Here is an 18744-nt window from a genome sequence, read left to right on the forward strand (position 1 = left end):
ACTGCATCAGCCTGGCTGATATCACCCGCCGCCTTGCCAGGCAGCTTGAGGATAGCGCCACGCTTGAGGCGATTCATATTGCCATCGAAAGCGTCTTCATTGGCCTGATAAAGCCCCACCAGCATTTGCTCGAGGCTTACGCCTTCGGCCTTATGCTGTCGGGCGATCACTGCCAGGGTGTCGCCCGACTTGACGGTGTACGTGTCGCCACCCTCGACCGACTCGCGCGGCCGGCTTGCTTCTGTCTTTTTCGAGGGCTCAGCTTTTGGGGAGGGCGAACCAGCCTCGGCCTGCTTGCCCGCCTTGCTGGCCGGAGGCTGGGTACGCGCGGCCGGCACTGGGGCTGCCGGGGTGTAGCCGACCGGATCAAGCAGGGCGGTGTATTCGCGCAGCACGCGCCCGCCATCCCACTTCAACTCAACCAGAAAATCCAAAAAGGGTTCATTAATCGCTGCCAGCGAATTGACGGCAATAAAATACTGGCCATTCGCCCGCTTCTCCAAATTGAAGCGCAGACCGAGTGCCGTGGGCGGATATTCGATTTGCGCCTCACGAAATGCCTCGGGCGCCGCCAGCGCTGCGCGCAATGACTCCCCTTCAGCAGCCTGGACCGCAACGAGATCAATCTCGGCATGCAGTGGCTGCCCCAAACCGGAAAGTACATTCAGCCGACCCATTCCTGCAGCATGTGCCGCGAATGGAATTGTGGCCAATGCGACGGCCAGAACTGACGTTTTAAATTTTGTTTCGATTCCCACGGCTCCACCCTTTTCGGAGACGAAATTTCAACAAGTAAAATAACATCATGGGGTTACGCACGCAAGCTCACGTGCCTTGTGAGTTTAGACGGCTATTTTTATAAATAAACCCAGAAAAAATGGCGCTTAGTTTTCAATGAGATACATGACATTGGCGTAGAACACGCCCGGCGTGCGGTCTGCGCAACACTACATGCCCTCAGCGGTTTTTCATTGGGAGTTGCCAGTTTTCCCCCGCCCATTGCCAGATTTCAGCAAGCGGCGCGCGCCGTAAATCAGCGGGCGGCGATTGCCGTAAATGGGCCAGCGCCTGCCAAAGCTGGCCGCTCATATCAGCTGTCGACAGCGCCGGCGCCCGGGTCTGCTTGCTGAGCTTTTCTCCCTGCTCGTTTACCACCAGCGGCAAATGGGCATAGCGCAGCGCCGGCAAGCCCAGACAACGCGCCAGATAGATCTGGCGTGGCGTGGAATCGAGCAGATCGGCGCCGCGCACCACATCGCTGATGCCCTGCGCCGCATCGTCAACCACCACCGCCAACTGATAGGCAAAATAGCCATCGGCCCGCAGCAGCACAAAGTCGCCCAATTGCCGCTCCAGATCCTGCATTTGTGGCCCGCAGCATCGATCCTCAAATGCCACTTCGCCCGCGGACACGCGCAGGCGCCAGGCACGCGCCGACTTGCCCGGTGCAAGACCATGGCGACAGCTACCAGGGTAGATGGCGCCATCTATGCCATTGATGGCCACTGCGGCGATCTCCTTGCGGGTACAGGAGCACGGATAGGCGAGGCCTTTTGCCGACAGACTGTCCAGCGCTTGCCGGTACCGATCGAGGCGCTGGCTCTGGTAAACAATCTCGCCATCCCATTCGAAACCAAAGCCCGCCAGGGTGCGAATGATATCGTCGGCGGCACCCGGCATTTCCCGTGGCGGATCGAGGTCTTCCATGCGCAATAGCCATTGCCCGCCCTGTACGCGTGCATCCAAGTAGCTGCCGGTCGCCGCGACCAGCGAGCCCATATGCAAGGGCCCTGTGGGGCTGGGTGCAAAGCGCCCGCGGTATACGGGTGCTGATATCGTCGAAATCTCTTTGGAAATAGCCATGGAGTCGCAAGGAAGCACTGGGGCATCTGCTACAATCGCCGCCGAGTTCGCATTGTGCCGATGTAACAAACAGCCTGAGGAAATACCGAAATGACTTACGTGGTGACCGATGCCTGCGTGAAGTGCAAATATACCGACTGCGTCGATGTCTGTCCGGTGGATTGCTTCCATGAGGGGCCGAATTTTCTGGTGATCGACCCCGATGAGTGCATTGATTGCACCCTGTGCGTCGCCGAATGCCCGGTTGAAGCGATTTACGCCGAGGATGACGTACCGGCCGACCAGCAAGTGTATATCCAGCTCAATGCCGAGCTGGCCAAGAGCGCAAAGTGGCCGGTGATCGTGGAAAAGAAAGACCCGCTGCCCGATCACGATCAGTGGGCTAGCGTCAAGAACAAACTGTCGCACCTCGACCGTAACGGCGCCTGAGCGCCGCATCACCGTCTGGAAACGCCCGCCGGCTTGCCGCGGGCGTTTTTGCTTTCATATATCTGCGGCTAGCGCGTGTCATGGCCGCCGAAACCAGCAGAGCCTCTTCATGCACCCTCACCTGTTCAAGCAACTGGCAAAACCCATGCTTGCCTTGTTGTTCGCCGGCAAAGCACTGGCAGCCACCGCAGCAATTCAAGCTGAATCCAGCCTCGAAGGCGTCAGCAGCTACCGGCTTGGCAATGGCCTGCAGGTCTTGCTGGTACCCGACGACAGTCAGACCAATACCCTGGTGACCGTCAATTATTTTGTCGGCAGCCGCGACGAACCCCATGGCAGCTCGGGCTCGGCCCATCTGCTCGAACATATGCTGTTCCTTGGCACGCCGAAGGTGCCCAGTCCGCGCGATGAATTCAGGCGGCGTGGCATGAACCAGAACGCGACTACCTTCAGCGACCGCACTGCCTACTTCGAGAGCTTTGCCGCCAACAGCCCATGCAGCAAGCCAGCCGGCGCAACAGTGTGCATGGACAACCTCGAATGGGCGCTGATGATGGAAGCGGACCGCATGGTCAATGCCTCGGTCAGCAAGGACTCGCTTGCCAAAGAGATGACCGTGGTGCGCAACGAGCTGGAGCGTGGCGAAAACTCGCCGGGCAATGTGCTGTACCAAAGGCTGCTCGCCAGCGCCTACCGCTATAACAAATACCGCGAACCGGTCATCGGCAATCGCAGCGATGTCGAGTCCGCCACGCCGGAGTCCTTGCGGGCGCTGTATCAGCGATTCTATCGCCCTGACAATGCCGCCCTGACCATTGCCGGCGCTTTTGACAGCGCCAAGGCCCTTGCCTGGGTACAGCAATATTTCGGTCCCTTGGCCAAGCCAGCTACTGCCATCGCGCGCCAGCACAGCATCGAACCGGCGCAGGACGGCGAGCGTAGCGTCACCCTGCGCCGCCCCGGAGATCTGCCCTTCCTGATCGCTGACTACCATGTTCCGTCCTGCCTGCATCCTGACTATGCCCCCCTGGCTGTGCTCGCCTATGTGCTGGCCAACGGCAACGATGGGCGCATCCAGAAGCAGCTGGTCGACACCAAACAGGTACTGGGCGGTGGCGCCAATATGGACTGCCTGATAGACCCGGGCTTGTTCCAGGTTTCCGTCACCCTGCCAAAAGATGCCAAGCTGGCCGAAAGCGAAGCCAGCTTGCTCAAGCTGGTCGAAACCGATTTGCTCGATTCGATCAAGGACGAACAGATCGAGCGCGCCGTCAGCGCTTATGCCAGCAGCTCACGCCAGGCCATGCTGCAGCCCTTTACCCTGTCCGGCATGGTCGGTAGCGGCGCAGCACAAGGGGATTGGCGCCTGCCGTTTTACCTGCGCGACCAGCTGGAAAGCGTCAAACCCGCCGATGTGCGCCGGGTGGCGCAGCGCTATCTGCTGCCGGCCAACCGCACCCTCGGGCGCTTCATTCCGAGCGAGCGCAGCAGCGAAGTCAGCATTCCGGCAGCCCCCGATGTCGCCAGCCTGCTTGCCCACTACCAGGGGCGAGCGGCTGCCAGTGAAGGCGAAAAGTTCGAAGCCAGCATCGCCCATATCGCCAGCAGGGTGCAGACCGGACAGTTTGCCAATGGCCTTCACTATGCCCTGCTGCCGCGCAAGATGCGGGGCGAGCAGGTGTATCTGCGCCTCAAAGCGCGATTTGGCGATGTTGAGTCCTTGTTTGGCAAGGAGGTAGTCGGCGACGCGCTCAATGGGCTATTGGGCCAAGCGAGCCAAAGCCACAGCAAGGTGGCGGTTAGTACCATCCTGGACCAGCTTCACGCCGGCACCGAAATCAGCGCCGACGCACAGGGCTTCAGCGCAGTGCTCAAGGCCGAGCGGCAGCAGCTAGACCCTGCATTGACCTTGCTGGCGGAATTGCTTCGCTCGCCCCGTTTTGATGCCACTGACTTCGACACTGCCAAATTACGCAAGCTGGAAGGCCTTGCCGCCACCCGTAGCAGTAGCGACCCATCGGTGCTGGCTTCTCCTGCGCTTAGCAAACATTTCGCCGGCAACTGGCCCCGCGGCGACCTGCGCCACTTATTAAGCCCAGACGAAGAGCAGCAGGATGTACAAGCACTGACCCTGCAGGGTATCGAATCCTTCTACCAGCAGTATTACGGCATAGGCGAGGGCGAGCTGGTAGTAGTGGGTGATTTCGACAGCAAGGCGATGCTTCCCAAGCTGGAGCAGATGTTTGGCAGCTGGCATGGTAAACAGGCATTTCGCCATGCCTCCACCCCGTTCGTTGCGGTCGCACCGGGCTACTACCGCATTAATACGCCCGATCGGGCCAATGCGGTATACAGCGCCCGCGCCAATCTGCCGATAGGTTACGACCATGCCGACCGGCTGGCTGCCAATGTTGCCAATGCGCTGCTGGGGGCCGGCGACAAGTCGCGTCTGTTCCAGCGCATCCGTACTCAGGAAGGACTTAGCTACGGCATTCAGAGCAACGTCAGCTTCGGCCGCCAAGACGACTGGGGCATCTGGCGGATCAGCGCCAGCTTTGCGCCAGAAAACCGAGAGCGAATCGGGATCTTGGTCAAGGAAGAAATTGAGCGAGCCCGCAAGGATGGCTTCACCCAGCAGGAACTCGACGACATCCGCACCGGCTGGTTGCAAAACATGCAGACACGGCTTGGTAGCCCCAGCTATCAGCTGGACCTGTTAGAGCGCAGCCTGCGCTGGAATGAAGCACTGAGCCGAGACGAAGAAGAAATCGCCGCGCTGAAGCGCCTCACCGTGAAGGACGTGAACGAGGCGCTGCACAAGTATTTCGACCCGGCACTACTGACAATAGTGGTTGTGGGCAATTTTTCTGGCGGGAACTCGATTGCTCAGTGATCGGCACCAAGCATCTTGGGAGGGAATGCATACTCAGCGGGCGTGAGAAACGTAACGATGAGTAGCCGTCTGTGCTTTCGTACAGTTTTTCGCTTTGCATACTGCGAAAGCCTTGCCATAAAGGAAAACCGGCTGCAAGACCGGTTTCATCGCGGTTGAAGTGCCTTCTGATGAAGGCACCAAAGGTCGGAGCTCGCCCTCATTAACCAATGATTCGGAGCACATCATGCAGCTCTCAACAATCGATCGAGTTCCTAAGAAACTAGTCATGCCCAGCATTTGGCATCTCTCAATCGTAATTGTTTGGAGCCTGTTGTTGCTTCAAAGCAAAGCGCATGCGATCAGCAACAACAACTCCATGGTGATCAACTCAATGACAGCGCTGTCAGCACAGGTTTGCACAGGACAAACCAAAATCACCACCTGCGGCAAAATGCGCGGCTCAGTCGACATCGTGGCAGGGGTAGGATCGCCTAGTACCTATTCGATGGATGAACTGGCCTTCATCAAAGACTCCGGCTCAGTCGGTGGCGTAAGTCCCAGCAACTTTTCAGGCACTGGCACAGCCAGCGCGGGAACGCCAAGCAATAGTGCTACCTTGATGTGTTAGATGTCGATGCCGGTGCCGCAGGCACTTACAATTTCTCCTGCGAAATGACCGGCCTTAGCTGCAACAAACTGTATCGTTATCACTTTGCGGGCTCGCACACCACCGCTGGGTCGGCTGAACACTCAAATACCAACACCACCAACACTTCCTTGTATTTTTACACCACGCCCTGTGCCCCGGGCGCCGGCAGCAATGACACATTGACGCAAACAAGCGCCTCGGTTTCACGCGCCATCAACAAAGGTGGGTTGGCACAGACCATGGCTCTGGAGTGGGGAACCACAACAGCGTACGGCAATTCCGGGACAATTACTGCCAATGGAACAGTTCCGGCTGGCAGCTCCGGTACAACCACCGTAACCGCGTCGATTACCGGCCTGACTTGCAATACCACATACCACTATCGCTTCAACGCAACCACTGACGATGGTGCAGTCAATGGATCAACACTGGAGAACGGTACCGATCAGACCTTCACCACCGCAGCCTGCGGACCTACGGTCACAACCGGTGCAAGCTCTTCCATCACCACCACCGGTGCAACTTTGGCAGGCACGGTCAATGACAACAGCTTGACCGTATCTGCCATCAGTTTTGAGCTCGGCACAACCACTGCCTACGGCCAGACCGTCAGTGCCACCCCGTCAAGCCTCAGCAGCGGCGCAGGCTCAACTGCCATCAGCGGAAGTGCAACCGGCCTTAGCTGCAATACCAGCTATCACTATCGTTTGACCGCGACGGTTGCCAGCGTCGCCTATCCGGGCTCCGACCAGACCTTCACCACCAGTGCATGTCCGGTGGCAGGGGTTTGCGGGTCAGCTGATGGCGCCACCTTGGAAAGTATTCCAAGCGCCGGGCTGTGCGCCAGTGGCAATGCTGGTAGCGTGGGCGGAAGCGGCCCGTGGAGCTGGGTATGTTCAGGCTTGAATGGTGGGGGAAGCAGCAGTTGCAGCACGGCAGCCCCCCTGCCAACTGGCGGCAAGAACCTTACCATTGGCGACGGCGCGACGGTTGTTGTGACCAGCAACAATCAAGGTGGCTCGCAACTCTCCATCCAAGATGGCGCAACCGTTACCCTTGACCTGGGCAATGGCAACAAAGTCAAGCTGACTACCACCGCAAGCAATACGCAGATCAAATTCGACACGATCATGGTCAACGGCGTAAACACACCCGTGATCCGCACCGTGTCTGGTGGCGCAACAGTCAGCAATGCTACTGGCGGCAAAGTACTACTCGCCGTGGGCGACAAGGCGGTGACCTCCTGTACCGATGCATCCAGCACCACCCTTGCCCTGTCCGGTAGCAACTCAGGAACCGATGTCGGCGTGGTTACCGGTTGTCTTATCCTGCCGGCAAACTCGCTTGCGTCAAATCAGTTTGCCGCCCTTACCGACAACAAGGTACTTGCCGGCGAGGCGGTGTTCATCGACTCTGTAGACAAGGTCACCCGGGTTCGCCTTGGTACCATTGGCGACAATTCCAGCCTCGCCGGCGATCGAGTCAGCTTCGCGGACCAATCTGCAAGCAGCATTTTCAACGATGCCAAAATCCCCAATCTGAACGGCAGCGCAGTACGGCTGGGTGGCGGGAAAACACTCAAGCAACGCGTATTCGAGGCAGCCGGATTGGACCCCACGCTGTTCAGCGCCAACCAATGGGGCGTCTTCACGATTCCGTCCGAAAACCCCGAAGTAGCGGAAAAGCTGCCTTACGTTTTCCGGCCGATCGGCGACATCCTGATCGATACCAGTCTCCCGGACGGATTCAGCAATTTGGTAGATGGGCGCGTGCGCTATGTGACGGGAGGCCTGCAGCTATTCTTCGCACCTGCAGTGAACCAACCATACCGCCCTGTGACACAGGGGCGGCTGTTTGACCAAAGCATTGGTGCAACCGTGCAGAATGACGGGAGCTATCGCGTTCAGCAACTGGGTGGTCTGGCAAACAATGGCGTCGAATTTGTGTTGCGGCCTGCCTGGCGAAGCGCACCGGATAGCCGGGTCGGCATCTTTAGCGATGCAAATGGTTATGTGAGCTACCACGACGGTGCAAGTCGCACATTGCTGCTGCCCGTAGCCGCAGATACGAATGCCCTGTATCAGGCAGCGCGTACGATAGATCCGGCGGCCTCGATAAAGCTCGATACCGAATCCGGGCACCTGATCGTTACGGTATTGAATCAGGTCTACCGACTGCTGCCGAATTATCTTCTCCAACAGGTGCCCGCTGACAAAGCCAACCTGAGCTGGTGGCTGGACGGGGCAAACCATGTAGTCATCAAGAACAGGGATGGAACGGCGCAATCGTTCCTGATCGAATAAACCAGTTCGCGTAAACGTTCGTTTCAATTTCCTCAAGCGCAATCCTCTCCGGATTGCGCTTGTTTTATTAATAGCTAAAGCAATTTTGGATTGACGTTAACGTCACTCAAGCGCTACAAACCCATCCGAAGGCCGCTCGGCCGATAACGATGGAGCGAGACATGGTAGACAAAGTAAAGCTGTTGATCGACGGTGCATTCGTCGACGCCAAGGGCAGCCAGTGGCGCGATGTAGTGAACCCGGCCACCCAGGATGTGCTGGCCAGTGTGCCGATGTGCGGTAGTGATGAAGTAGCGCAGGCGGTAGCCGCCGCCAAGGCGGCGTTTCCGGCTTGGCGCGCCACGGCGATTGCCGAACGTGCCCGGGTGTTCCTGCGCTTGCAGGCCCTGATCCGCGAGCATATGGACGAATTGGCTGCAACGCTTACCCGCGAACAGGGCAAGACCCTGGCCGATGCCAAGGGCGATGTGTTTCGCGGCCTGGAAGTGGTCGAGCATGCCTGCTCGATTGGCACCCTGCAGATGGGCGAATTTGCCGAAAACGTGGCGGGCGGCGTTGATACCTATGCGATTCGCCAGCCGCTTGGCGTGTGCGCCGGCATTACCCCGTTCAACTTCCCGGCGATGATCCCGCTGTGGATGTTTCCGATGGCCTGCGTGGCCGGCAATACCTTTGTACTCAAGCCCAGCGAGCAAGACCCATTGACGCCGATGAAGCTGGCCGAATTGGCCCAGCAGGCCGGCCTGCCGCGCGGCGTGCTCAATGTGGTGCATGGCGGGGTCGAGGCGGTGAATGCCATTTGCGACCACCCGGACATCAAGGCGATCTCCTTTGTCGGCTCGGTCAATGTCGGTCGCCATGTGTATGAGCGCGGCACCAGTAACGGCAAGCGGGTGCAGGCCATGCTCGGCGCCAAGAACCATGCGGTGGTACTGCCCGATGCCAATAAGGAGCAGACACTCAATGCCCTGGTCGGCGCTGCCTTCGGTGCCGCTGGCCAGCGTTGCATGGCCACCTCGGTGGTGGTGCTGGTCGGCAAGGCCAAGGAATGGATACCCGATATCGTCGCCAAGGCAAAAACCCTCAAGGTCAGCGCCGGCTGCGAGCCGGGCGCCGATCTGGGCCCGGTGATCAACCGCCAGGCCCTCGCGCGTATCGAGAAGCTGATCGGCCAAGGCATCGAGCAAGGCGCCACCCTGGAGCTTGATGGCCGCAAGCCTGTAATTGCCGGCTATGAGAGTGGCAATTTCGTTGCGCCGACCATTTTCTCGGCGGTGAAACCCGGCATGGCAATCTACGACGAAGAAATCTTCGGGCCGGTGCTGTGCATCTGCGAGGCCGACTCGCTCGATGCCGCCATCGCCCTGGTCAACGCCAATCCTTACGGCAATGGCACGGCGCTGTTCACCCAGAGCGGCGCAGCGGCGCGCAAATTCCAGCACGATATCGACGTCGGCCAGGTCGGCATCAATGTGCCGATTCCGGTGCCGGTGCCGATTTTCAGCTTTACCGGCTCGCGCGGCTCCAAACTCGGCGACCTCGGCCCCTATGGCAAGGAAGTGATCCGCTTCTACACCCAGACCAAGACGGTAACCGCGCGCTGGTTCGATGATGACGCGACGGCCGGCCCGGTGAACACCACCATCGCCTTGCGCTGATCGCCGCAGAGTAGCGATAGAGCTTGATTCGTGGGAGCGGCCAAAGCCGCTCCCACGCTCCACGCGTCGAATCAGGAATCTACCAGCACGCCCGAAGCGCCTCCCCTGGACGGTGATACCGACCGCGGAGTCGTTCTGATCAAAGCGTCCCGAACGCGTCTTTACAAAAACAAGGAGACAGCAATGCCCCATATCGCCTTTATCGGCCTTGGCCACATGGGCGGCCCGATGGCTGCCAATCTGCTCAAGGCCGGCCATAGCCTCAGTGTGTTCGACCTGGTGCCCGCCGCGCTGGAAGCCGCCGTTGCACTCGGTGCCACAGCCGCCCCCAATGCCGTCCACGCAGTGAGCCATGCCGACATCGTCATCTCCATGCTGCCGGCCAGCCAGCATGTGGAATCACTCTATCTTGGCGAGGCGGCGCTGATGCAGGCCATCCCTGGCGGCGCTCTGCTGCTGGAATGCTCGACCATCTCGCCGGACACGGCACGCAAGGTACACGCCGCAGCACAGAAGCGCGGCATTGCCATGCTCGATGCGCCAGTGTCGGGCGGTACCGCTGGCGCCGCCGCCGGCACGCTTACATTTATCGTCGGCGGCGAAGCCGCAACGCTGGAGCGCGCCCGCCCGGTACTGGAAGCGATGGGCAAGAACCTGTTCCACGCCGGCGCCGCCGGTGCCGGCCAGGTAGCCAAGATCGCCAACAATATGCTGCTGGCCATCCATATGATCGGCACCGCCGAAGCACTGAATCTCGGTGTGGCCAACGGTATCGACCCGAAAGTGCTCAGCGATATCATGCGCGTCAGCTCGGGCGGCAACTGGAGCCTGGAGAAATACAATCCCTGGCCCGGCGTGATGGACGGCGTGCCGGCCAGCCGCGACTATGCCGGCGGCTTCGGGGTGGATTTGATGCTGAAGGATCTGGGTCTCGCAATGGAAGCCGCACAGGCCAGCCGCGTTGCCACGCCATTGGGCAGCACTGCGCGCAGCCTGTATGCCCTGCATAGTGGCCAGGGTAGCGGCCAGCTGGACTTTTCCAGCATTCAGCAGCTGATCAAGCGACGCGGCTAAAAAGCACCTGCGCCTTCTCCCGTCAGCGGGGGAAGGCCATCAATGCGGTCCGCCGCCTGATCCACATGATCGGCGCGGCAAGCCACTTCTGGCCATGGTGGCCGCTTGCCAGGCTTTGCCCAACACCACGCCCTAGCCTACGTTTGTCGGCTGCCACACCCGGATGAATACGCAATTGTCATAAACAAGCGCGAGTAACGTATCATGCAAGGGATAACCCTTGTGAACCTCATCCTTGCAGGAGCCCATGCCCATGTTTCGCTCGACCAGCCCTAAACCTCTTGGCCAAGCCCTGCTGGCCGCCCTGCTTGCCTGCGCACTGGGCAGCGTTGCCCAGGCCGAAACGGCCCGTGGCGTCTATCTGGGCAGCAATGCGCCGGGCAAATGGAAGAACGGCAGCATCAGCTGGAAATACAACTCGGCCGGCAAGCCGGCCAATATCACCGACCAGCAGGCGCTTGATGCCATCAACAAGGGCTTTGCCGCCTGGGCAGCGGTTTGCCAGATCAATGCGCAATATGCCGGTACCACCAGCACTGCTGTCGGCAATACCAGCGCCAATGAAGTGGTCGTGGGCTTTGCCGACATCGGCCAGTACGCCTCGGCCGATGCCGGCCCCTACAGCAGCGATTCGGCCAGCCGCTTCACCTTCTATACCGGCGGCAGCATACGGCTCAATACCAATGGCAATGTCAGCCTGAGCGATTCGCTCGCCGATGGCCGGGTGCTGACCCACGAGGTCGGCCACCTGCTCGGCTTTGACCATAGCGATGATCCGTTCTCGATCATGTATGCCAACCCCTACAACAACTTTTCCAGCCTGACCGGCGACGATATCGAGACCTGCGCCAATCTGTATGGCGGCAAGGGCATGCAGACCCTCACCGACCTCAGCCGCCTGCCGGCCGATGGCGGGCTTGGACTGTCGGCAGAAATCACTGCCAGCACACCGGCAGCCACCGGCTCGGCTACCACGCTCAGCGCCGTCACAGCCGGCAGCCCGGCCTTCTTCACGCTGCGCTGGCGCGGTATCCAGCCGACCGACACCATCACCTACCGCTTTATCGCCCCCAATGGCCTGGCCTATGTCAGCACCAGCGGCGCAGCCACTTACTCGCAAGCCTATAACTACCTGCCGCTGGCCAATCTGGGCCTTGGCTACAACGGCCAATGGCAATTCCAGGGATTGGTCAATGGCAAACTGGCTACCACCCTGCCCTTCACCCTCAGCGGCGCCAGCAGCGGTGCAGTCGCCAAGATGGAATACGCCGCCATTGTCGAGCAAGGCGCCGCCGGCAGCCTGACGCCGCGCACCGTCAACTACAGTGCCGTGGCTACCAGCTATGTCAACGCCTATGCCAATGACAGCTACGGCACCGCCGTCACCACGGTCAGCCCGATTGCCGGTGCCAACCGGGTCGATTTCTGGGCCAAGTCGGTATTGCCACGCTATGGCCTGGATCTGGCCAACGGCCGCGGTGGTCAGTCGACCAATTCGGCCGATGCGGTCAAGCAAGTCAGCTTTTCTGCAAGCAATGGCACCCTCAGCGGCAATGGCATCACCGTGGCGGAAACCGGCTCACAGCAAGCCTATTCGGCGCGCGCCAATATCGAGTCCAGCGCCAGCGGCAGCCAAGGCGTCTATGTCGCCGCCATGCTGGGTGGGCAGCTGTTCTATCGCCACAGCACCGGCTGGGACAGCAATGCGACGCCGCTGTTCAGCTTTAGCGCGCCGGGCGCCGCCAACTTCGATGTATTGCGTGGTTTTGACAGCCGCATCATTCCGGCCGGCACCCTGTTGTTTGTCGGCTATGGCAGCTCGCTCAGCGATGTCCTTGCCAAGAGCCAGTACAAGCTGGTGCGAACCTTCTGAAATCGAACGTCAATCGCAAGCAGACGCCCGGCCATGCCGGGCGTTTTTACGTGCACAATGCCGGCCTGATGCACATCACGGAGCAAAGCCCCATGCAAACCACCCAGCTTGGCCGCAGCGACCTTATCGTGTCGCGCCTGTGCCTTGGCACCATGACCTTCGGTGAGCAGAACAGCGAAGCCGACGCCCATGCGCAGCTCGATCTCGCTCTGGCCAGTGGCATCAACTTTATCGACACTGCCGAGATGTACCCGGTGCCGCCACGTGCCGAAACCCAGGGCCGTACCGAGCAATATGTGGGCAGCTGGCTCAAGCAGCAGCGCCGCGACCAGCTGGTGATCGCCACCAAGGTGGCCGGCCCAAGCCGCGGCCTGCAATGGGTACGCAACCCGCTGGCACTCGATGCCGCCCAGATCAGCACCGCCATCGATGGCAGCCTCAGACGCCTGCAAACCGACTATATCGACCTGTACCAGATCCATTGGCCGGCGCGTAGCGTGCCGATGTTTGGCGGCACCCGTTACGACCCGGCGCAGGAAGCCCCGTCGCCAAGCATACACAGCCAGCTGGAGGCATTGGCAGTCGCGGTGCGCCAGGGCAAGGTGCGCTATGTCGGCCTGAGCAATGAAACGCCCTGGGGCGTCAGTGAATTCATCAAACAGGCCGAGCTGCATGATCTGCCGCGTGTTGCCACCATCCAGAATGCCGCCAGCCTGGTGAACCGTACGTTCGAGAATGGCCTGGCGGAGACCTGCCACCGCGAACAAGTCAGCCTTCTTGCCTATAGCGCCCTGGCCTTTGGCCACCTCAGCGGCAAGTATCTGGATAACCCCGAGGCCGAGGGCCGCATCACCCGCTTCCCGGCATTCGGCCAGCGCTATACCAAGGCGAACCTGCCGTCTGCCATTGCTGCCTATGTGGAACTGGCACGCCAGCACCAGCTCAAGCCGGCGCAAATGGCGCTGGCCTGGATGCAAAGTCGCTGGTGGGTGGCCAGCACCATCATTGGCGCCACCAGTCTTGCGCAATTGCAGGACAATATCGACAGCGCCGCGCTGGTGCTGCCGCAGGCGGTGCTCGATGGCATCGAGGCGATTCATTTGCGTTTGCCCAACCCAGCGCCATAGGGACGCGCCAAGCAAGCCCCGCTCGTATCTCGTTTTCGATCGGTGTGGCCGGCCCCGGTAAACCCGGGATTCAAGCAGCAACGGGTAAGTGATTGATTCCGCGTTTTCCAACCCATCCGCGCTGCGCGGTGGATGCGCGCCCCGTTGGCGCTCAAGTGAATTTGCTTGGCGCCGACCGTGTTAGCAATGGCCCTTCACTCACCCCCCCCCTTGCAGGCAGTCAGTTTGCCGACGAGGGCGGGCGAGGCTCAAAAGTGAACATTCGTTCTCTTTGCGTTATAGTTGCGCGATGCGTGACGAACGACATGGCCGGGGCACGGCACACAATCCCGACAATCGCTTCAGCGAACTGGCGCGCGAGGCGGTGGATGATGGCTGGCAAGGCGAGGCCGAAACCGGCCGGCCGCGCACGGTCATCCAGCTGCATCCGGCCAAGTCCATCATCAGCCGCAATCAATCGCCCGATCTGCGTTTTTCCCAATCGATCAACCCCTACCAGGGTTGCGAGCATGGTTGCATCTACTGCTTCGCCCGGCCCAGCCATGCCTACTGGGGCTATTCGGCCGGCCTTGATTTCGAGACCCGCATCATCGCCAAGCCCAACGCCGCCAGCTTGCTGCGCAGCGAGCTGGCCAGGCCCAGCTACCAGGTCGCACCGATCTGCCTCGGCGCCAATACCGATTGCTACCAGCCGGCCGAGCGCGAATTCGGACTGACGCGCAGCCTGCTGCAAGTGCTGCTCGAGTGTCGCCACCCGACCTTGATCCTGACCAAAAACGCGCTGATCGAACGCGATATCGACCTGCTGGCCGAGCTGGCCCGGCGGCGCTTGCTGCGGGTAATGGTCAGCGTTACCACCCTGGATCGCGAGCTGGCCAGAAAGATGGAGCCACGCGCCAGCCAGCCTTTGCGCCGCATCGAGACAATCAAGCGGCTCAGCGATGCGGGCATCGAGGTCGGCGTGCTCGCTTCACCGATGATTCCAGCCCTCAACGATCATGAACTGGAAGCGATACTCGCCGCCTGCCGCGACGCGGGCGCCGTATCGGCCGGCTATATCCTGCTGCGTCTGCCGCTGGAGCTGGAAGGATTGTTCGAGGACTGGCTGGCTCACCACTATCCGGGCAAGCGCGCCCATGTGCTGAGCATCCTGCGGCAGTCGCATGGCGGCAAGCACTATGACGCCACCTTTGGCAAACGCATGCGCGGCGAAGGCGTATTTGCCAGCCTGCTGGCGCAGCGCTTCCAGCTGGCACGCCAGCGCCTGCGCTTGCAAGCAGCCAGTGGCGAGCTGGACTGTACCCAGTTCCGGGCACCCACGCTGGATGGGCAACTGAGCTTGTTTTAAGCTGCTTCAGCCCAAAAACAGCCGCCGAAAACGGCCAAGCAAGCTACGCAGCAGCCGGTAGTCGATATACAGGCTGATCAGCCCGCACACCAGCAGCACGGCGCCTGCCGCCATCATCTGCTGCGGGTCGGCGACCGGGTGGCCGGCAATGCTCAGCGTGATCTTGTTGGCAATGGGCGGCTGTTGTACCAGCAAAAGCAAGATTCCCGCTGCGCAAAAGAACACCATGAAACCGGTGGCAAACAGAAATCCGATGCCGGTCACGGCAATCATCAGGCTTTGGCGCAAGAACGCGGTGATGGTATCGGCGGCAGCCGATGTTGCAGGCGCCGCAGGGTGGCGCGTGGGCATCTGCAAGGCGGCCGCCAGCTGCTGCGGGCTGCCCAGGGCGCTGATCACCGCTGCGTCGCTGCGCCCGGCCGCTGCTGCCTCGGCAAAATAGTCACGGTAGTCATTGAGGATATCGCTGCGCTCGGTGGCTGGCAGCGCCGCCAGAGCCTGGGCCAGCTCTGCCAGAAAGTCGGATTGATTCATGCACTTGGCTCCAACAGGCGGGCGCGGATCTGCGCATAGCGCCCGGCCAAGCTCTGCGCCAGCCGATCCAGCGCATCGCGCCCGCGCGTTTCCAGGCGAAAGTACTTGCGCGGCGGGCCATCGGCCTGCTCTACCAGATAGCTGCTGACCCAGTCGCGGCGCAGCATCTGGCGCAAACAGGGGTAGATCGCCGCTTCGGGTGCCAGCTTGTGGGCAAGCACGGCGCCTGCCGCCGCGTAATGCGTGCAGTCGCCGGCTTGCAGCAAGATCAGCAGGCTGGCTTCGAGCTCTTGTTGATTCAGACGCACTGACGGCACTCCCCAAGCGGCAATAGGCGCGGCCCAGCAAGGTAGTGCATGGCAGCCGGGCTGACAAGCCGGCATCGCTATTCCGCTCCATCTTGTTCAATACCAAGCGCTTGCTTGCCCAAAGCCTTGCCCTCTATGATGGGCTGCTTAAACCTGCTTGCGAGGCATTCCCATGGAATCATTCCGCCACACCATAGAAGTACGTTGGTCAGACTGCGACGCCAACCAGCACGTGCGCCATAGTGCCTATGCCGACTTCTGCACCCATGCACGCATCGAATGGCTGCGCTCGCACGGTTTCGGCTTCGAGCAGTTCCAGGCACACGCTTTTGGCCCGGTCATCTTCAAGGAATGGACCGAGTATCTGAAGGAAGTGAAGATGAGCGAGCGCCTGACCATTGTGGTGGCCATTTCCGGCCTCAGCGAGGACAGCAGCCGCTTTCGCATCCGCCACGATATCCTCAAGGAAGATGGCAGGCTGGCGGCCCGTCATGAGGTGGCCGGCGCCTGGCTGGACCTGCGCGCGCGCAAGCTGATGCCACCGCCTGCGGCCTTGGCGACCATCTTTGCCGCACTCGAACACACCAGCGATTTCGAGCAAATCGACAGCAAACCGGCAGCCTGAATACCGTGAATGCCGGCTCTCCCAGCGCCGGGCGGGCGGAACAGGCATGGAATGAAACAGCGAGAAATCAAGGACCTATCCGTTTCCGGGTGAGTTCCGGATCTCCCGGAACACGCAGCGGCGCGTGAAAACTCGATTTGTTCAGAGCCTCCTTGGTCACTTGGCGGGTAAAATCCGCCCATGACGTCACCTGCCTTTATCCACCTGCGCTTGCACAGCGAGTATTCCGTAAGCGATGGCATCGTCCGTATCGACGATGCCGTCAAACGCGCCAAACAACAGCAGATGCCAGCCCTGGGCATCAGCGATCTGATGAATCTGTTCGGCATGGTCAAGCACTACAAGACCTGCCGTGGCAGCGGTATCAAGCCGATCGCCGGTGTCGATGCCTGGATCGAAAACGAAGAAGACCGCGACAAGCCGTTCCGCATCCTGCTGATTGCCCGCAACCGCGCCGGCTATGGCCGCCTGTGCGAGCTGGTTACCGCCGCCTTTCGCCACAACCAGTACCGTGGCCGCGCCGAACTGAAACGCGCCTGGCTGGCAGAGGGCGACAACAGCCAGCTGATCGCCCTCTCTGGTGCCCAACTTGGCGATGTCGGCCAGGCCATTCTCAACGGTAATCTCGACAGCGCCCGCCAGCTTGCCCAGGGCTGGGCCACGCTATTCCCCGATGCCTACTACCTCGAGCTGCAACGTACCGGCGACCCGAAGTGGGAAATCGCCGTGCAAGGCGCGCTCGATCTGGCCAGCGAACTTGATCTGCCGGTAGTGGCTACCCACCCGATCCAGTTTCTCGACCGCGACGACTTCAAGGCGCATGAGGCGCGCACCTGCATCGCCGAGGGCTATGTGCTGGCCGACAAGCGCCGGCCCAAGCTGTATACCGAGGAGCAGTACTTCAAGTCGCCCGACGAGATGGCGGCGCTGTTCCATGATGTGCCCGAGGCGCTGAGCAACTCGGTGGAAATCGCCCGCCGCTGCAATCTGACCATTACCCTGGGCAAGAACTACCTGCCGCTATTCCCGGTTCCCGAGGGCATGACGCTCGACGACTTCCTGGTGGCCGAAGCGCAAGCCGGCCTGGAAGAGCGGCTGCTGCAGCTATTCCCCGACGAAGCCACCCGCGCTGCCAAGCGGCCGGAATACGAGGCACGGCTCACGTTCGAGTGCGACACCATCATCAAGATGGGCTTCCCCGGCTACTTCCTGATCGTGGCCGACTTTATCAAATGGGGCAAAGCAAACGGCTGCCCGGTCGGCCCCGGCCGGGGTTCCGGTGCTGGCTCGCTGGTGGCGTACTCGCTGAGCATCACCGATCTCGACCCGCTCAAATACGCCCTGCTGTTCGAGCGCTTCCTAAATCCGGAGCGGGTATCGATGCCCGACTTCGACATCGACTTCTGCCAGGAGAACCGCTGGCGGGTGATCGAGTATGTGCGGCAGAAGTATGGCGAGGAGGCAGTCAGCCAAATCGCCACCTTCGGCACCATGTCGTCCAAGGCGGTGGTGCGCGACGTCGGGCGGGTGCTGGACCTGCCCTTCGGCCTGTGCGACCGGCTGTCCAAGCTGATTCCGCTGGAAGCGAACAAGCCGGTATCGCTGAGCACGGCCATGGAAATGGAGCCACAGATCAAGGAATTGATCGACGCCGAAGACGCCGGCGAATTGCTGGAACTGGCCGAGAAACTGGAAGACTTGACCCGTGGCATCGGCATGCATGCCGGTGGCGTGCTGATTGCGCCGGGCAAGCTGACCGACTTCTGCCCGCTGTATATCGCCAGCGGCGAAGACGCCTCGCCCGTATCGCAATACGACAAGGACGACGTGGAACAGGTCGGCCTGGTGAAGTTCGACTTTTTGGGCCTGCGCAACCTCACCATCATCGAGATGGCACAGCGCTATATCAAGCTGGTAAGCGGCGAGGATGTCGATGTGGCCAAGCTGCCGCTGGATGACCCGCTCGCCTACAAGGTGTTTGCCGACGGCAATACCACCGCGATCTTCCAGTTTGAATCGAGCGGCATGAAAAAGGTGCTGATCGAGGCCAAGCCGACCAAGTTCGAAGAAATCATCGC

Annotated in this window: 15 protein-coding genes; 11 read left to right on the plus strand and 4 right to left on the minus strand. The window is 60.7% G+C overall.

Annotated elements, in window-relative coordinates; all coding sequences use genetic code 11:
- Nucleotides 1-758 (minus strand): FimV family protein (locus ACE3OH_RS08105; RefSeq protein ID WP_374350595.1); only part of this gene is annotated, 758 nt, incomplete at its 3' end.
- Nucleotides 759-957: 199 nt separating this feature from the next.
- Entirely contained in the window at nt 958-1863 is a 906-nt protein-coding gene (gluQRS, locus tag ACE3OH_RS08110; protein WP_374350598.1) for a tRNA glutamyl-Q(34) synthetase GluQRS, read from the minus strand.
- A gap of 90 nt (nt 1864-1953) precedes the next feature.
- Between gluQRS and fdxA the strand changes: the two genes are divergently transcribed.
- The 9 genes from fdxA to ACE3OH_RS08155 all read left to right on the plus strand — a co-directional run bounded on the left by fdxA (nt 1954) and on the right by ACE3OH_RS08155 (nt 15199).
- Nucleotides 1954-2292, plus strand: coding sequence for a ferredoxin FdxA (fdxA, locus tag ACE3OH_RS08115; protein WP_374350601.1), 339 nt, complete (start codon nt 1954-1956; stop codon nt 2290-2292).
- Between the two features lie 109 nt (nt 2293-2401).
- Complete coding sequence (locus ACE3OH_RS08120; protein ID WP_374350604.1) at nt 2402-5185, plus strand: M16 family metallopeptidase; 2784 nt, start codon at nt 2402-2404, stop codon at nt 5183-5185.
- A gap of 226 nt (nt 5186-5411) precedes the next feature.
- Nucleotides 5412-5795: a hypothetical protein gene (locus ACE3OH_RS08125; protein ID WP_374350607.1), complete on the plus strand. Its 384-nt coding sequence runs from the start codon at nt 5412-5414 to the stop codon at nt 5793-5795.
- Nucleotides 5789-8119 (plus strand): hypothetical protein, encoded by a 2331-nt coding sequence (locus tag ACE3OH_RS08130; protein ID WP_374350610.1) that lies wholly within the window; start codon nt 5789-5791, stop codon nt 8117-8119. Before ACE3OH_RS08125 ends, ACE3OH_RS08130 begins: the two co-directional genes overlap by 7 nt.
- A 161-nt stretch (nt 8120-8280) precedes the next feature.
- Nucleotides 8281-9777 carry a CoA-acylating methylmalonate-semialdehyde dehydrogenase gene (locus ACE3OH_RS08135; protein ID WP_374350612.1) on the plus strand — a complete coding sequence of 499 codons (1497 nt, stop codon included), beginning with the start codon at nt 8281-8283 and terminating at the stop codon, nt 9775-9777.
- A 183-nt stretch (nt 9778-9960) separates the two neighbouring features.
- Complete coding sequence (mmsB, locus tag ACE3OH_RS08140; protein WP_374350615.1) at nt 9961-10851, plus strand: 3-hydroxyisobutyrate dehydrogenase; 891 nt, start codon at nt 9961-9963, stop codon at nt 10849-10851.
- 253 nt (nt 10852-11104) lie between these two features.
- Nucleotides 11105-12724, plus strand: coding sequence for a matrixin family metalloprotease (locus tag ACE3OH_RS08145; protein ID WP_374350618.1), 1620 nt, complete (start codon nt 11105-11107; stop codon nt 12722-12724).
- A 92-nt stretch (nt 12725-12816) separates the two neighbouring features.
- Nucleotides 12817-13851 carry an NADP(H)-dependent aldo-keto reductase gene (locus tag ACE3OH_RS08150; RefSeq protein ID WP_374350621.1) on the plus strand — a complete coding sequence of 345 codons (1035 nt, stop codon included), beginning with the start codon at nt 12817-12819 and terminating at the stop codon, nt 13849-13851.
- A 289-nt stretch (nt 13852-14140) separates the two neighbouring features.
- The gene (locus tag ACE3OH_RS08155; protein WP_374350624.1) at nt 14141-15199 is read left to right on the plus strand and encodes a PA0069 family radical SAM protein; all 1059 of its coding nucleotides are present in this window, start codon (nt 14141-14143) and stop codon (nt 15197-15199) included.
- 6 nt (nt 15200-15205) lie between these two features.
- Here ACE3OH_RS08155 and ACE3OH_RS08160 read toward each other — a convergent pair whose 3' ends face one another.
- Together ACE3OH_RS08160 and ACE3OH_RS08165 are read right to left on the minus strand one after the other, a co-directional pair.
- The gene (locus tag ACE3OH_RS08160) at nt 15206-15733 is read right to left on the minus strand and encodes a hypothetical protein (RefSeq protein WP_374350628.1); all 528 of its coding nucleotides are present in this window, start codon (nt 15731-15733) and stop codon (nt 15206-15208) included.
- Nucleotides 15730-16041, minus strand: coding sequence for a PadR family transcriptional regulator (locus ACE3OH_RS08165; protein ID WP_374350634.1), 312 nt, complete (start codon nt 16039-16041; stop codon nt 15730-15732). The genes ACE3OH_RS08160 and ACE3OH_RS08165 overlap by 4 nt, the downstream gene beginning before the upstream one ends.
- Nucleotides 16042-16213: 172 nt before the next feature.
- Here ACE3OH_RS08165 and ACE3OH_RS08170 point away from each other — a divergent pair, with 172 nt between their 5' ends.
- Complete coding sequence (locus ACE3OH_RS08170; RefSeq protein ID WP_374350636.1) at nt 16214-16666, plus strand: acyl-CoA thioesterase; 453 nt, start codon at nt 16214-16216, stop codon at nt 16664-16666.
- 180 nt (nt 16667-16846) lie between these two features.
- On the plus strand, nt 16847-18744 hold a 1898-nt coding region (gene dnaE, locus ACE3OH_RS08175), incomplete at its 3' end, for a DNA polymerase III subunit alpha (protein ID WP_374350639.1).

The organism is Chitinimonas sp., from assembly GCF_041904975.1.
Lineage (GTDB): Bacteria > Pseudomonadota > Gammaproteobacteria > Burkholderiales > Chitinimonadaceae > Chitinimonas.

Bases quoted from the DNA above. Each gene is read 5' to 3' on its own strand.
- ACE3OH_RS08170 (WP_374350636.1), top strand. From the start codon at position 16,214: ATGGAATCATTCCGCCACACCATAGAAGTACGTTGGTCAGACTGCGAC.
- ACE3OH_RS08150 (WP_374350621.1), top strand. From the start codon at position 12,817: ATGCAAACCACCCAGCTTGGCCGCAGCGACCTTATCGTGTCGCGCCTG.
- mmsB (WP_374350615.1), top strand. From the start codon at position 9,961: ATGCCCCATATCGCCTTTATCGGCCTTGGCCACATGGGCGGCCCGATG.
- gluQRS (WP_374350598.1), bottom strand. From the start codon at position 1,863: ATGGCTATTTCCAAAGAGATTTCGACGATATCAGCACCCGTATACCGC.
- ACE3OH_RS08135 (WP_374350612.1), top strand. From the start codon at position 8,281: ATGGTAGACAAAGTAAAGCTGTTGATCGACGGTGCATTCGTCGACGCC.
- fdxA (WP_374350601.1), top strand. From the start codon at position 1,954: ATGACTTACGTGGTGACCGATGCCTGCGTGAAGTGCAAATATACCGAC.
- ACE3OH_RS08125 (WP_374350607.1), top strand. From the start codon at position 5,412: ATGCAGCTCTCAACAATCGATCGAGTTCCTAAGAAACTAGTCATGCCC.
- ACE3OH_RS08120 (WP_374350604.1), top strand. From the start codon at position 2,402: ATGCACCCTCACCTGTTCAAGCAACTGGCAAAACCCATGCTTGCCTTG.
- ACE3OH_RS08160 (WP_374350628.1), bottom strand. From the start codon at position 15,733: ATGAATCAATCCGACTTTCTGGCAGAGCTGGCCCAGGCTCTGGCGGCG.
- ACE3OH_RS08155 (WP_374350624.1), top strand. From the start codon at position 14,141: ATGCGTGACGAACGACATGGCCGGGGCACGGCACACAATCCCGACAAT.
- ACE3OH_RS08145 (WP_374350618.1), top strand. From the start codon at position 11,105: ATGTTTCGCTCGACCAGCCCTAAACCTCTTGGCCAAGCCCTGCTGGCC.